Annotated in this window: 12 protein-coding genes; 4 read left to right on the top strand and 8 right to left on the bottom strand. The window is 73.9% G+C overall.

Annotation, left to right across the window (positions count from 1 at the left end; all coding sequences use genetic code 11):
* Positions 1–48: 48 nt before the first annotated feature.
* The 3 genes from ACZ514_RS18425 to ACZ514_RS18415 all read right to left on the bottom strand — a co-directional run bounded on the left by ACZ514_RS18425 (position 49) and on the right by ACZ514_RS18415 (position 4278).
* Positions 49–2277, bottom strand: a complete 2229-nt coding sequence (locus ACZ514_RS18425) for an acetate--CoA ligase family protein (protein WP_468699827.1) — start codon at positions 2275–2277, stop codon at positions 49–51.
* 238 nt (positions 2278–2515) lie between these two features.
* Complete coding sequence (locus tag ACZ514_RS18420) at positions 2516–3046, bottom strand: GNAT family N-acetyltransferase (RefSeq protein WP_469125154.1); 531 nt, start codon at positions 3044–3046, stop codon at positions 2516–2518.
* 80 nt (positions 3047–3126) lie between these two features.
* Positions 3127–4278 (bottom strand): flavin-containing monooxygenase, encoded by a 1152-nt coding sequence (locus tag ACZ514_RS18415; protein WP_468171150.1) that lies wholly within the window; start codon positions 4276–4278, stop codon positions 3127–3129.
* A gap of 163 nt (positions 4279–4441) precedes the next feature.
* On the opposite strand from ACZ514_RS18415, the gene ACZ514_RS18410 reads away from it, so the two are divergent.
* The 3 genes from ACZ514_RS18410 (at position 4442) to ACZ514_RS18400 (ending at position 6209) form a co-directional block, all read left to right on the top strand.
* Positions 4442–5212, top strand: a complete 771-nt coding sequence (locus tag ACZ514_RS18410; protein WP_469125153.1) for a maleate cis-trans isomerase family protein — start codon at positions 4442–4444, stop codon at positions 5210–5212.
* Positions 5213–5286: 74 nt separating this feature from the next.
* Complete coding sequence (locus ACZ514_RS18405) at positions 5287–5739, top strand: DoxX family protein (RefSeq protein ID WP_469125152.1); 453 nt, start codon at positions 5287–5289, stop codon at positions 5737–5739.
* A complete protein-coding gene (locus tag ACZ514_RS18400) occupies positions 5736–6209 on the top strand; it encodes a Zn-ribbon domain-containing OB-fold protein (RefSeq protein ID WP_468171159.1) in 474 nt (157 codons plus the stop codon). Before ACZ514_RS18405 ends, ACZ514_RS18400 begins: the two co-directional genes overlap by 4 nt.
* On the opposite strand, the gene ACZ514_RS18395 is transcribed toward ACZ514_RS18400, so the two are convergent.
* Positions 6158–6826, bottom strand: coding sequence for a pyridoxal 5'-phosphate synthase (locus ACZ514_RS18395; protein ID WP_469125151.1), 669 nt, complete (start codon positions 6824–6826; stop codon positions 6158–6160). The genes ACZ514_RS18400 and ACZ514_RS18395 overlap by 52 nt on opposite strands.
* 138 nt (positions 6827–6964) lie before the next feature.
* Between ACZ514_RS18395 and ACZ514_RS18390 the strand changes: the two genes are divergently transcribed.
* Positions 6965–7435, top strand: a complete 471-nt coding sequence (locus ACZ514_RS18390; RefSeq protein WP_468171165.1) for a RidA family protein — start codon at positions 6965–6967, stop codon at positions 7433–7435.
* A 93-nt stretch (positions 7436–7528) separates the two neighbouring features.
* On the opposite strand, the gene ACZ514_RS18385 is transcribed toward ACZ514_RS18390, so the two are convergent.
* From ACZ514_RS18385 to ACZ514_RS18370, 4 genes are all read right to left on the bottom strand, one after another.
* Positions 7529–8368 (bottom strand): PhzF family phenazine biosynthesis protein, encoded by an 840-nt coding sequence (locus tag ACZ514_RS18385; protein WP_468171168.1) that lies wholly within the window; start codon positions 8366–8368, stop codon positions 7529–7531.
* Positions 8369–8441: 73 nt separating this feature from the next.
* Positions 8442–9206 carry a 2OG-Fe(II)-dependent halogenase WelO5 family protein gene (locus ACZ514_RS18380; protein WP_469125150.1) on the bottom strand — a complete coding sequence of 255 codons (765 nt, stop codon included), beginning with the start codon at positions 9204–9206 and terminating at the stop codon, positions 8442–8444.
* A gap of 111 nt (positions 9207–9317) precedes the next feature.
* Positions 9318–9509, bottom strand: coding sequence for a hypothetical protein (locus ACZ514_RS18375; RefSeq protein ID WP_388943047.1), 192 nt, complete (start codon positions 9507–9509; stop codon positions 9318–9320).
* Positions 9510–9630: 121 nt separating this feature from the next.
* The gene (locus tag ACZ514_RS18370; protein ID WP_468171174.1) at positions 9631–12570 is read right to left on the bottom strand and encodes an alpha/beta hydrolase; all 2940 of its coding nucleotides are present in this window, start codon (positions 12568–12570) and stop codon (positions 9631–9633) included.
* Positions 12571–13267 lie beyond the last annotated feature (697 nt).

The following is a 13267-nucleotide window of genomic DNA, read 5'->3' as shown; positions in this document are numbered from 1 at the left end:
TGTGAGGAGCGGCGTCCGGGGCGGAGTGCCGGGGCGCGCGTAGCGGTGTCAGAGGCAGACGGCCAGCGCGTCCAGCGCCACCGCGCCCTGGCCGCGGGGGAGGACCATCAGCGGGTTGATGTCCAGCTCGGAGAGCTCGTCGCCCAGTTCCAGCGCCATCCGCTGCACCCGCAGGACGACCTCCACCAGCGCGTCCACGTCCGCCGGTGGTGCCCCGCGCACGCCTTCCAGCAGGGCGTGCCCGCGCAGTTCGCGGAGCATCGTGCGGGCCTGGTCCTCCCCGAAGGGGGGTACGCGGACCGCCGCGTCGCCCAGGACCTCCACCAGGACGCCGCCCAGGCCGACCGTGACGGTGGGGCCGAAGAGGGGGTCCTGGGTGACGCCGACGACCATTTCGACGCCGCGTTCGATCATCTGGCAGACCAGGATGCCGTCCAGGGGGACGTTCTCGTAGCGGGCTGTGTCCGTCAGTTCGCGGTAGGCGTCGCGGATCTGGCTCGCCGAGGTGAGGCCGACCTTGACCAGGCCGAGTTCCGTCTTGTGGGCCAGCTGGGGGGCCGAGGCCTTCATGACGACCGGGTAGCCGACCAGGCCTGCCGCGCGGACGGCGGCGGCCGCGCTGGTCACCAGCTGCTCGCGCGGGACGCGGATGCCGTAGGCGCGCAGCAGCTGCTTGGCGGCGTGTTCGCTGAGCTGCTGGCCGGGGCGCATCAGGGCCCGGGCCTTGCGGTGGGAGGGGGAGGGGGTGCGGGGGGCGTCGGCGAAGGGGGAGCGGTAGGAGGCGGTGAAGCGGTGGTGTCCGAGGTAGGCGCGGACGGCGGTGATGCAGTTGCCGAAGGTGCGGAAGGTGGCCACGCGGGAGGAGCCGAGGAGGGTGGTGCGGTAGGCGTCCTCGGTGCCGACGGGGGAGCCCCAGATGACGCAGACCAGCTTGTCGGTCGCTTCGGCGGCGTCGACGAGGTCCTGGGCGAGCCGGTCGCTCATCGGGGGGAAGGGGCCGGTGATCGGGCAGATGAGGACGCCGACCGAGGGGTCGGCGAGGAGCGCGTCGATGATCTTGCGGCCGCGCCAGTCGCCCACCGGGTGGCCGCCGTTGTCGACGGGGTTGGCGACGTCGAGGTAGGAGGGGATCCACTGGTGGAGCTCGGCCTGTTTGGCCTCCGAGAGGGTCGGCAGGGTCAGGCCCGCCTCGGTGGCGAGGTCGGAGAAGTGGGCGCCGGTGCCGCCGGAGATGGAGTAGACGACGACCCCGTCGGCCCGGGGCGGCCGGGCGCGGGCCAGGAGGGCGGCGGTGTCCTGGAGCTCGTCCAGCCCGTCGACCCGGATGACCCCGAACTGCCGCATGGCGGCGTCCACGACGGTGTCGGCCCCGGTGAGCTTGCCGGTGTGGGAGGCGGCCGTGCGGGCTCCGGTCTCGGTGCGGCCGACCTTGACGGCGACGACGGGGACCTTGTTGCGGGCGGCGCGGTCGGCCGCCAGGAGGAAGGCGCGGCCGTCCTTGAGGCCTTCGACGTAGCAGGCGATGGCACCGACCTCGGGCCGCTCGGCGAAGTAGGAGAGGAAGTCGGAGGTTTCGAGATCGGCCTCGTTGCCGGTCGGGGCCCAGTGGGAGAGGCGGATGCCCAGCTCCTGGAGGGTGTAGACGGGCCGCCCCTGGTGGCCGGACTGGGTGATGAGGGCGATGGCGGGACCCTCGAGGTCGTCGCGGAACTCCTGGAAGGCGTTGAGGTTGGTGTTGGGGCCGAGCAGGCGCAGTCCGGAGCGGCGGACGGCGGCGGTGAGACGGGCCTGGGCGGCGGCGCCCGCGTCGCCCGTCTCGGCGAAGCCGGAGGCGAAGGCGACGGCGAACTTGACCTTGGTGTCGGCGAGTTCCTCGATGACGGGGACCGGGTCCGCGACGAGGAGCACCGCGAGGTCGACCTGTTCCGGCAGCGCGGCCACGGAGGGGTGGCAGGGCAGGCCGAAGACGGTGGTGCGGGTGGGGTGGACGGGGTGGACGCGGGCGCCGACGCGTTCGGCCCAGGCGATCAGCTGGCGGGTGATGCCGGTGTTGGGCCTGCCCTCGGCGTCGGAGGCGCCGACGACCGCCACGGACTCGGGCCGGAAGAACCGGTCCAGGTCGGGCACGTCGGAGTGCAGGGGCCGTCCGCTGACGTCCAGCGCGTCCGGGTCCTCGGCGGTGGCCGTGGAGTGGACGGCCGTCCTGGGGGTCTCCCCGCAGGCCTCGACGCGTGCGCGGAAGTCGGTGGTGAGGGTGCCGTGAGTAGATCCAAGCATCGCTTCGCCCGCCCTGCTCGATGAGTCCCTAGCTGACGCGTAGTCAGATTACTGAACTGACGCGCCGTCAGGAACAGGGAAGTGCAGGAAAGGTGGTGGAGGTGGTGTGCTTGAACGGTGGCAGAGGCGCCGGGGACGGTACAGGGGTGATTTCGGCCCTTGCGGCGTTGGTGCGCGATCGGGGTGGGGACGTGCCGGCCTGAGGGGCCTGGTCCCCGCGCGGGCCGCCGTCGGCGCGTCAGGGCCTCAGCAGTCCGCCCACCCACCAGTCGTGCGGCTCGCCGTCGTTGGCGATGCTGCGGTTGCGCAGCGTCCCTTCGACGGTGAAGCCGAGTTTCTCGGCGACGGCGCGCGAGCCGGTGTTCCCGACCATGGCCCACCACTCGATGCGGTGCACGTCGAGCGTGGCCCAGCCCCAGTCGCACAGGGCCTGAGCGGCCTCCACCGAGTACCCGCGTCCGCGCTGGTCCCTGACCGCCCAGTAACCGAGCTCCCAGACGCCGCGGCTGATGCGGGTCAGGCAGTACGAGCCGACCAGGGCGCCGGTGTCCTTGCGGAACGCGCCGAGGGTGTAGTCCTTGTCCGCGGACCACTGGGCGGGCAGCTCCTCGCCGACGAGCCTCTCCGCGTCCGCGCGGCGGTACGGCACCGGCACCGGGGTGTAGAACTGGATGTCCTCGTCCTGGCAGGCTTCGTACACCGCGTCCACGTCGGCGGGCGTGAAGGCCCGCAGCAGCAGACGGTCGGTCTCGAGGGTCACTGGATCCATCGCGGCAGTATGACCACCACCGGCGGGCGGCGGCCAGCGAATAACCCGGCCGGGCACCCCGCCGGTCGCGGACCGGGCCCTCAGCGGCGCGAGAGCGCCCTGGCTATGCGTACGGCGTCGAGGGACAGTTCGCGGAACATGCCGCTGATCGGGTTCGTGTAGCCGGTGAAGTGGAGGCCCGGGGCGTTCCGCGGGGCGCGGGCGCCGTGGGCGACGGGGCGGCCGCGGTCGTCCAGTACGTCCAGGTGCCCCACCAGCCCCTCCAGCCCGCGCCGGTAGCCCGTCGCCGCCACCACCGCGTCCGGGGTGATCCGGGTGCCGTCGGCGAGCACCACCTCGGCTCCGTCGAAGGCGGTCACGGCGGCCACCGGTTCCACCCGGCCCGTGCGCACGGCCTTGACCAGGCCGACGTCCTGCACCGGCACCGCCCCCTGCCGGACCCTGCTGTACAGGCCGGTGTCCGGGCGCGGGAGTCCGTACGCCGACAGGTCGGGCACGGTCCTGGCCGCGAGCGCCCCCAGTCGGTCCACCAGCCGGACGGGGAGCCGGCGCACCAGGATCCCGGTGCGCTGCGCCGGCCAGCCGAGAGTGGAGCGGCGCACGATGTGCGGGGCGGTGCGCACGGCGAGCCGCACCCGGGCGGCCCCGCCCTCGGCGAGGTCCACGGCTATCTCGGCGCCGGTGTTGCCGACGCCGACGACGAGCACGTCCTGCCCGGCGTAGGGGGCCGGGTCGCGGTAGTCGCGGGCGTGCAGCAGCCGTCCGGTGTACGTGTCGCGGCCCGGCCAGTCGGGGAGCGCCGGGGTGTGGTTGTAGCCCGTCGCCACCACCACCGCGCGCGCCGCGAGCAGGCGTCCGCCGGAGGCGTGCAGGGTCCAGCCGTCCCCGTCGGCGGCGGGCTCGATCCGGGTCACCTCGACCCCGGTCACCAGCTCCAGCTCGTGGAACTCGGCGTACTTCTCCAGGTACCGGACGACGTCCGCCCGCGCGACCCAGCGTCCGAACCGGCGCGGGATCGCCAGCCCCGGCAGGGCCGACAGCCGCCGGGTGGTGTGCAGCCGCAGCCGTTCGTAGTGGCCGCGCCAGGAGGCGCCGACCGCGCCGGAGCGCTCGACGACCACCGCGCGCACCCCGCGGGCGCGCAGTGCGGCGGCGACGGCGAGGCCGCCGGGGCCCGCGCCGATCACGTACACGGGGCGGGGCTCGGTGGAGGTCAGGTCGGTCTCGGACATGGGCAGTGAGCGTATCGACACCCAGCGTTGACGGGTCTCGGACGAGGAGGGAATCGATTGCGGATCGATCACGGGCGGGCGCGGGCCCGGCGCGGCCCACCGCCATGGCGGTACGGGTGGTGACAAAGTGGGGCATCCGTTCCCGGAGAGGAGTGCGTGCGCGATGTGGCAGCCCGACGGGTGGGACGTGCGCGTCCGCCTCGGTGTCCTCACCCCCCACGCCGACGTGGGCCCCGAATCGGAGCTGCGCGCCATGGCCCCGTCGGACGTGGGCCTGCACACCGCCCGGGTGCCGTTCGCCGCGATGGGACCCGGTGGTGCGATGGGCCCGACCGTGCCGCTCGCCCCGGTGCGGGCCTTCGCCGAGCCGCCGCACGTGGACGACGCGGCGGAGCTGCTCGCCGCCGCGCCGGTGGCGGCGATCGCCTACGCCTTCACCAGCTCCGCGTACGTGATCGGCGCCCGCGGGGAGGCGTACATGCTCGACCGGCTGCGCGAGCGGGCCGGCGGGCTGCCCGTGGTCGCCACCTGCGCCGCCGCCGTCGAGGCGCTGCGGGCGCTCGAGGTCGCGCGGCTCGCCCTGGTCGATCCGCCCTGGTTCGACGCCACCCTGAGCGACCTGGGGCGGGGCTACTACGAGGAGGCCGGGTTCGGGGTTCCGTACGCCGCTCCGTGCGGGCTGCCCAGCGGGCAGGCGCTGATCCGGCCGGACGCCCTGTACGGCTGGGTGGTGGAGCAGGTCCCCGACGGGGCCGAGGCGGTGGTCGTCGGCGGCAACGGCTTCCGGGCCGTCGGGGTGATCGAGGCCCTGGAGGCGGAGCTGGGCCGGCCGGTGCTGACCGCGAACCAGGTGCTGCTGTGGGCCGCCCTGCGCGCGGCGGGCGAGCCGACGGGCGGGGTCGCCGGGTACGGGCGGCTGTTCTCGGTGCCCTGAGTCCGGGGCCTTGCGGGATCCGCTCCGATCCGCTGAACTGACGTACCGTCAGATCGAGGGGTGGGGGGCGAACCGTGCAGACCATCTGGCTCACCGGCGCCGAATGGCTCGCCGTGCTGCGGATAGGCCTCGGCCTGTGGTGGCTGGAGAGCTGGCGGCACAAGGACAAGAAGGGCTGGTTCGAACGCGGCACCGGCATCGCCTGGGCCGCCGGCGTCGCCGGCGAACACCGCTGGCCCTTCGTCAGGACCGGCTTCGACAAGGTCGTCCGGCCCCGGCCGAGACTGATGGCGTACACCGTCGTCTACGCCGAACTCGCCCTCGGGCTGGGCCTGGTGCTCGGCTTCCTCACCCCGGTCGCCCTCGTCGGCGGGCTGCTCCTGAACCTGCTCTACCTCGTCCTGATGATCCACGACTGGGCCGAGCAGGGGCAGAACGCGATGATGGCGCTCATCTCGCTCGTCGCGCTCCTCGCCATGTCCTGGCAGACCTGGTCCCTCGACGCCACGACCGGGATCCTGCGGTGAACGCCGCACGGTACGACCTCCCCGAGCCGGACGGGTTCACCCGCCCCTACTGGGACGCCGCCGCCGAAGGCCGCCTCCTGCTGCGCCGCTGCGCCGACTGCGGGCGCGCCCACCACTACCCGCGCGAGTTCTGCCCCCTGTGCTGGGCCGGCGAGGACCGCGTCACCTGGGAACCGGCGAGCGGCCGCGCCACCCTCTACACCTGGTCCGTCGTCCACCGCAACGACCTCCCGCCCTTCGGGGCGCGCGTCCCCTACGCGGCCGCCGTCGTCGACCTCGCGGAGGGCCCCCGGATGATGACCGAGGTCGTCGACTGCCCGTACGGGGACCTGCGCGTCGGCATGCCCCTGCGGGTCGCCTTCCGGGAGGCCGCGGACGGGGTGCGGGTGGCGGTGTTCCGGCCGGACGGGCCCGCCGCTCAGGGCCAGAGCAGCTCCCGCAGCCAGGAGTCCCCGGCCGAGCGGCGGTAGCGCAGGCGGATGTGCCGGCGCGCGGCGTCGCCCTGGAAGAACTCCGCCTCCGCGGGCTCCAGTACGTACCGCGTCCAGGTCGGCGCCGGCGCGTCCGGCTCCGCCGCGGCCCGCTCCCACGCCGCCGCCGAGGCCCGCGCCAGCTCCTCGGCGGAGCCCAGAACCTCGCTCTGCCGGCCGGTCAGCGCGGCCGCCAGCGCCCCGCGCGAACGCACCGCCAGGTCCGCCCGGCTCTCCTCGGGCCCGCAGGCCACGACCCGGCCCCGCACCCGCACCTGGCGGCCCACCGACGGCCAGTAGAAGCCCAGCGCCGCGTCGGCCCGGCCGGCCAGCTGGCGGCCCTTGGCGCTCGTGGAGTGGGAGGCGAAGTGCCAGCCCCGCTCGTCGGCGTCGTGCAGCATCAGCACGCGCACGTCCGGCCGCCCCTCGGCGTCGGCCGTCGCCAGGCTCATCGTGTGCGGCTCGGGCTGCCCCGCCCGGGCGGCGTGCAGGAACCACTGCCGGAACAGCTCCAGCGGCGCGGCGGGGGCCCCGGCCGGATCGAAACCGGGAAGCGGCGCCTCCCACACCCGCAGGGAGTGCAGGACCTCGTGGAACTCGCTGCTGCTGTCACTCATGCCGCCCAGGCTAGGCCCGGCCGCTAGCAGATCGGCACCGGATCCGGGCCACAAGGGCGGAGCCCGCCCCAACGGGCCCCGCGCGGTGGGACGATGGCGTGAGCCGACGAGGTCGGGTCGAGGTCACCAGGGGGTGCCATGAGCGTGGACGTCCGCGAAAGGCTAGCCGAGCTCGGATTACGGCTGCCGGAGGTGAGCGCCCCCAAGGGGGCCTACGTACCCGCCGTGCGCAGCGGCATCCACGTCTTCGTCGCGGGACAGATCCCGCTCAGCGGCGGGGAACTGACCCGGACGGGCAGGGTCGGCGCGGAGGTGTCCCCGGAGCGGGCCAGGGAGCTGAGCCGGCAGTGCGCGCTGGCGGCACTGGCCGCCGCGGACTCGGTGACGCCGCTGGAGGCCGTGGTGCGGGTGGTGAAGGTGGTCGGGTACGTCTCCTCCGCGCCCGGGTTCACCCGGCAGGCGTCCGTGGTCGACGGGGCGAGCGAGCTGCTGGTGGAGGTGTTCGGCGAGGCGGGCCGGCACGCGCGCAGCGCCGTCGGGATGGACATCCTGCCGCTCGACGCACCGGTGGAGATCGAGGTCCTCCTCGAGGTCTCCGACGGGGCGTAGGGGAAGCCGTCCGGCCGGGCGGGCGGCCCGTCCGGCCGGGGCCGGCTCGTGGCCGGCCCCGCCCGGGTCACGCGATCGGGAGCGGCGCCCGGGTCAGGCGATCGGGACCGCCGTGCCCGTCACCTCGATGCCCGCCGCCGGATCCGCCGGTACGCCCACCGTGATCAGGCTCGGCCGGCCCATGTCGACGCCCTGGTGGACGGTCAGCAGCGCGGGCGGCTCGACCAGGCCCAGGCTCCGCAGGTACCCGCCGAGGGCGGCGGCGGCCGCACCGGTCGCCGGGTCCTCCACCACCCCGCCGGGCGGGAAGGGATTGCGGGCGTGGAAGACGTCCGCCGACTCGCGGTGCACCAGGGCGACCGTGGCCCAGCCGCGGCGCGCCATCAGGTCGCCGAGGGCGGTCATGTCGTAGTCCAGGTCGGCCAGCCGGGCCCGGGTCGCCGCCGCGATCACCGGGTGCCAGGCCCCGGCGTACGCGGCGCGGGGCGGCAGCGCCGGGTCGAGCTCGCCGGCGGACCAGCGCAGCGCGGCCAGCAGCTCCGCGAGGTCGGCGTCGGCGAGGGCCTCCGTACGCGGTGCCACGCTCACCAGGGTCGCGACGACGCCGCCGTCCGGGCCGGCCGAGGTGGTCACCGGGACGGGGCCCGCCTGCGTGTGCAGCAGCAGGTCCCCGACGCCGTGCCGCTCGGCGTGGGCCACGGCGGTCGCGATGGTCGCGTGCCCGCAGAAGGGCACCTCGGTCTGCGGGCTGAAGTAGCGGATGTCCAGTGCCCCGTCCTGGCGGGGCACGGCGAAGGCGGTCTCCGAGTAGCCGACGTCCGCCGCGACGGCGGCCATCGTCTCCTCGTCCATGCCGGTGGCGTCCAGCACCACACCCGCCGGGTTCCCGCCCAGCGGGTCGGTGCTGAAGGCCACGTAACGCAAGAGGTCCATCGCCCGAACCTAGCGGGGCCCGCCGTCGGCCGTCAAAAGCCTTGACGTGTACCGGAGTTGACGCCCGCCGGGGTCAGGCCCAGGTCAGCAGCTGCCCGGACGTGCCGATCCCCACCGCGAACCCCAGTGCGATCCTGCGGTCCCCGCGGCTGGGCCGGACCGCGTGGAAGAACCGCGGATCGATCAGCAGCGCCTCACCGACCTCCGGAGCCAGCTCGAGGGACTCGGCACCCGCCACCACCGCCTCGTCGAACCCGTACCGGGCCGACAGCCGGTGCGCCTCGTCCTCGGGCTGCCAGCGGTGCCTCCACAGCACCGTCTCACCGCCCTCGGGCGGCACGCTGAGGTACAGGTTGAACGCGAACTGCCCGATCAGCGGCACGTCGAGCAGGTCGCCGTCGTACTCGCGCAGCGCGTCGTCGAAGTGGACCTGGAAGCCCTGGTTCGGTTCCCGGGCCACCCCGTCGCCCATCTCCACGCCGCCCCGGCGGCCCACCGCCACCCCGCCCGGCCAGGCCGCGGCGAGCGCCTCCCGGCAGGTGCGGAACGGATCGAACGACAGGCCCAGGCCCTGCCAGGCCTCGTGGTGCTCCTGAAGCGCCTTCCAGTACGAGTCGGCGACGCCTCCGTCCGCCATGTGATCGCTGACGCCCACCCCGAACCGCATCACCGGCGGATCGACGCGGGCCTTCCCGTACGAGTCGAAGACCTGCTGCCGCAGCGCGCCGAGCACCTCGTCGCACCGCTCGCGCGGCAGGAAGGCGGGAACCCGGACCGCCGCGTACCGCCCGGCGGCCAGCCCGGCGAGCAGCTCGTGGGTGAACGCCGGCGCGGTCACGGCGCGGAAGAACGGATCGTGCGTGGGATTCGGTAACGCGCTCTGAGTGGATTGCCCTGACGTCATTCGATCGCCCCCCGGCGTCGGAAAGACAACAGAAAACAACGGCACCTATCCGGGATGCGCCCCGCTGGTCGCGCGGAACGCGGTCTTCGCGTCGAGCTCCAGTGCCTGCCGTCCGGCCTCCAGCGCTTCCATCGCGATCCGCCGGCCGACCTCCGCCTGCATCTGCTCCAGGTCACTCCCCGGAGCACCCCATCTGAGGGACTGGTCGTCGTTCGTATCGGTGGGGACAGCAGTCATCGGCGGACCTCCGCGCTTTTCGGTGTGGGACGCGTCACACAGGGTGAGGCAACGTCAGGTTACGCGCAAGCCCGCACCGGCCGATGGAGTTCCGCCCAACTGGGGGGAACAGCAGGAGGTTTCAGCCGGGCATCTCCCGCAGCAGCTTCTCCAGCAGAGCCCTGGCCTGCACCAACAACGGGTGCTCCGGACCCACCACCCGGGTGAGGTCGCGCACCAGGGCCTTCAACTCGTTCACCGCTTCGGGCGTACGCCCCACCACCCCCAGGAGCACCAGCACGAAGGTGAACCGGAACCGCATCACCAGGTTCGAATCCGGCGGCTGGGCCGCGTCCCGCAGCGCCTCCCGGATCACCTGCTCCGCCTCCGGCGCCCGGCCCTGGCGCAGCAGCGCGTGCGTCAGCGTCTCCCGCACCCGCAGGATCTCCGGCGTCGACGGCGGCCAGTGGTTGCGCCGGCTGATGTCCAGGATCTGCCAGGCCTCCGCCTCCGCCTCGGCGTGCCGGTCCAGCGCCAGCATCGTCCGCGCCAGCGTGTGGCGCACCACGAGCGTGTCGTAGTGCTCCCGGCCGCGCACCTCGTTCTCCGCCTCCACGATCGAACGGAGCATCTCCTCGGCCTCCGCCTCCCGTCCCTCCTGCTCGTTGATCGCACGGGCCAGCTTGTGCCGGCTGGCCAGGGTGTCGGCGTGGTCCCTGCCCAGGATCCGGGTGCGCGCCCGCACCACCAGCGACAGCACCTCCTCGGCCTCCCGCAGCTGCTCCCGGTCCAGGTGGATGCGGCCCTGCTCGTGCCGCAGCCCCAGGATCTCCCGGTCGTCGATGTCGAAGCCGAAGGAGGAACAGCGCTCCACCATCGGCAGCACCAGGTCGTACGCGGGCCCCAGCAGCCCCGTCGCGATCAGGTAGCGGGCGGTCAGCCGGGCCAGCTCCAGCGCCTCCGTGCGCACCGTGCGGTCCGACAGCTTCAGGTCCCCCAGCAGGCAGGCCCGGGACACCTCCAACGCGTGCGGCGCGAGCGCCGCCCACAGCGGCCAGTTCGCCGGATGGTCGGGATTGCGCAGGTGGGCGGCCTGGAGCACCGTCCGCACCGCCAGCCCGTAGAAGTCCGCCGGCCGGTCCCGCACCTCCCGGTCCTCGCGCAGCACCCCGTGCACGACGGGGTGCAGGGTCAGTACGTGCGCCAGGTCGCGCTCGGCGACGCCCTCCCGCTCGTAGAAGTCCACCAGCCCGAACTCCTCCAGGCCCGCGAGGGCCGCGTAGGTGCGCGCCGGGGTGATCCCGGGGAACAGCGGGGACTGGGAGAGCACCGGATCGACGAGCAGGCAGCGGTACGGGATCGGGGCGATGCTCAGGCAGGCGAACACCTTCAGCAGGGTCGCCGCCTGCGCCCGCTCCTGCCGGCTCAGCAGGTCCATGGCGATCCCGCAGACCTTCTCCACGATCTCCCGGCCCAGCAGCTCGCTCAGGTCCGGACCCGCCTGGCCCGGGGCGGTCTCCACCCGAGCGGCGACCGTCCGGCCGAAGGTCTCGAAGTCCCGGACGTCACTGTCCAGGGAGATCTGGCTCTCGCTGACCGCCCTGATCACGTCGGCGGCGTGCCGCAGCGCCAGCGGCAGCCCGCCCAGCTGCCGCGACAGCTGCCGCGCCTGCTCGTTCGTCCCGCCCAGACCACCGGTGCGTTCCAGCAGCATCGACGCCCCGTCGTCCTCACCGAGCGGCACCACCTGGTGGATGACACTGTTCTCCCCCCAGGTCTGCTGGCGGCGCACCCGGCTGGTGACCAGCACCGTGCCGTTCGCGTTCTGCGGGCGGCGCAGCCAGCCGCCGCCGTCCGCGACCTGGCCGTCGCGCGGGCCGAGCCGCTCGGGGTCGTCGGCGTTGTCGAAGATCAGCAGCCAGGGGTCCGGGCACGCGTTGAGCAGCGTCCACACCAGGTCCATGGCGGTCCCCAGCAGCCAGGCCCGCTCCACCGTGATCGACGGCGCCCCCAGGTCGCGGGCGATCATCCGCATCCGCAGGCTCAGCTCCGGCATCGACACCCACCAGACCCGGTGCCCGGCGCGCTGCGCCCGGTCGGCGACCTCCAGCGCCAGCCGGCTCTTGCCCGACCCGCCCAGGCCCGACAGCACGTGCACCTGCTGGCGGGCCTCCTCCTTCAGCAGCGAGCCGACCAGGCTCAGCCGCTCCTGCCCCTTCAGCTTGCCCTCCTCCAACGGCCCGTACGGCGGCGGCGGGAAGGGCGCCAGGTCCAGCTCCCCGGCGGCGGGCGGCGGCAGCGAGGGCCGCCCGGCCGCCTCGGCGGGGGAGCGGGGCACGACCGGCCCGGCCGCCTCCGCCGGCCCCGGATCGTGGGCCGCCTCCAGCAGGGCGGCACGGACCGCCATGTACGGGGCGGCGGTGCGGTCGGCGGGCTGCACGATCGAGAAGTGGTCGGCGGTGACCACCCCGCCCTTGGGGAACACCCCGCGCGCGACGACGGGCGGCACGATCTCGTCCGCCGAACCCCCGTAGGCGCGCACCGGTATGGGGCACTCCTGGTCCGTGTGCGTCCGGCCGTGGACGACGGCACTGAGGACGGTGCGCTGCGCCTCCGTCACCGCCCGGTCGAAGGGGCGCAGCTGCTGCTCCTGCGGGTTGTTCCAGAGCTTGAGCCACTTGCGGACGGTGAGGAAGAAGCCGGACCCGGTGTTGGGGCAGGCGAACATCGTGAAGTGCTTGATGCGGGACAGCTCCCTGCCCTCGCCGTTCCACAGCTTCCGCGCGAGGAACCGCTGGACGATCAGCCCGCCCTGGCTGTGGGTGACGAGCACGATCCGCTCGGCCTCGGCGAGTTCGGTCTCGAGGAAGGTGCCGAGCTGGTCGGCGACGTCGTCGGTCTCCGCCACCCGGCGGTCGGGCCGCAGACGGACCAGCGGGGAGTCGTACGCGAAGCGGTGGACGCTGACCCAGTCGGCCAGCTCGGGATCGGTGACGAGGAGTGCGTGGAAGGCCGTCCACACCTTGGCGGAGGAGAACAGGCCGTGCACCAGCACGAGGTGGACGCGCGTCCGTACCGCCATCGCGAACCTCCGCAGCCAGAATGTGGGTTGAAGCAGAAGGGTTTCGGTCGCAGATGAAAACGTGGGGAAGAGCTACCCGCGTCAATGATGCACGAGGGGCGACCGCAGGAGCCATAACAAGACACCCTCCGACCCGGCGCGCAAAAGGCGCGCAGGCCGCGCGCGGGGGCGCACCGAGGACGCCCCGGGGGGCACGAGCGCCCGGGGGGCGGGGGGCGGGGTGAGGTGGGGCGGGGTCGGGCGGTGGCGGCGGGGTTGCGGGGGCGGGGTCCCAGCGGGGCGGTATCAGGGCTGGTTTGGGGGTTTCCCGTCAGTCCCATCGTCCTTCCGTGTCGGGCCGGCCTGTCAAGGGCGCTCCTTCGTCGCGTCACTGCGTGATCGCCTCCGGCGACCCTTGACAGGCCGTCCCGCCCCGGAAAGACAAGGACTGCCGGGAAGCCCCCAAAGGAACGGGACGGTCCATGGGGAGGGGAGCCCCGTATCACTGATGAGGCGAGGGGTCGGGCGTCGGCCTGCCGGGCATCCGGGCCCCCAGAGACCCCCGACGGGCCACCCTCACGCGTCAGATCGCTACGCGCTCCCCATGGCTTAGCGTCCGCCGACCGTCCTGGGCCGGTACCTGCACGCGATGTCGATCAGGGCCCCTTTCGGGGGCGGTGGGCGCGTCAGATCGCTACGCGCTCCCCATGGCATGGCG

The sequence above is a fragment of the Streptomyces sp. NPDC034086 genome (assembly GCF_055575515.1).
Note: the sequence above shows the minus strand (reverse complement) of the source record. Positions and strands in the feature narration are given on the sequence as shown.

What these genes read in the sequence shown, in the direction of transcription:
- ACZ514_RS18425 (WP_468699827.1), bottom strand. Translation starts at nt 2,277, where the DNA reads ATGCTTGGATCTACTCACGGCACCCTCACCACCGACTTCCGCGCACGC.
- ACZ514_RS18420 (WP_469125154.1), bottom strand. Translation starts at nt 3,046, where the DNA reads ATGGATCCAGTGACCCTCGAGACCGACCGTCTGCTGCTGCGGGCCTTC.
- ACZ514_RS18415 (WP_468171150.1), bottom strand. Translation starts at nt 4,278, where the DNA reads ATGTCCGAGACCGACCTGACCTCCACCGAGCCCCGCCCCGTGTACGTG.
- ACZ514_RS18410 (WP_469125153.1), top strand. Translation starts at nt 4,442, where the DNA reads ATGTGGCAGCCCGACGGGTGGGACGTGCGCGTCCGCCTCGGTGTCCTC.
- ACZ514_RS18395 (WP_469125151.1), bottom strand. Translation starts at nt 6,826, where the DNA reads ATGAGTGACAGCAGCAGCGAGTTCCACGAGGTCCTGCACTCCCTGCGG.
- ACZ514_RS18390 (WP_468171165.1), top strand. Translation starts at nt 6,965, where the DNA reads ATGAGCGTGGACGTCCGCGAAAGGCTAGCCGAGCTCGGATTACGGCTG.
- ACZ514_RS18385 (WP_468171168.1), bottom strand. Translation starts at nt 8,368, where the DNA reads ATGGACCTCTTGCGTTACGTGGCCTTCAGCACCGACCCGCTGGGCGGG.
- ACZ514_RS18375 (WP_388943047.1), bottom strand. Translation starts at nt 9,509, where the DNA reads ATGACTGCTGTCCCCACCGATACGAACGACGACCAGTCCCTCAGATGG.
- ACZ514_RS18370 (WP_468171174.1), bottom strand. Translation starts at nt 12,570, where the DNA reads ATGGCGGTACGGACGCGCGTCCACCTCGTGCTGGTGCACGGCCTGTTC.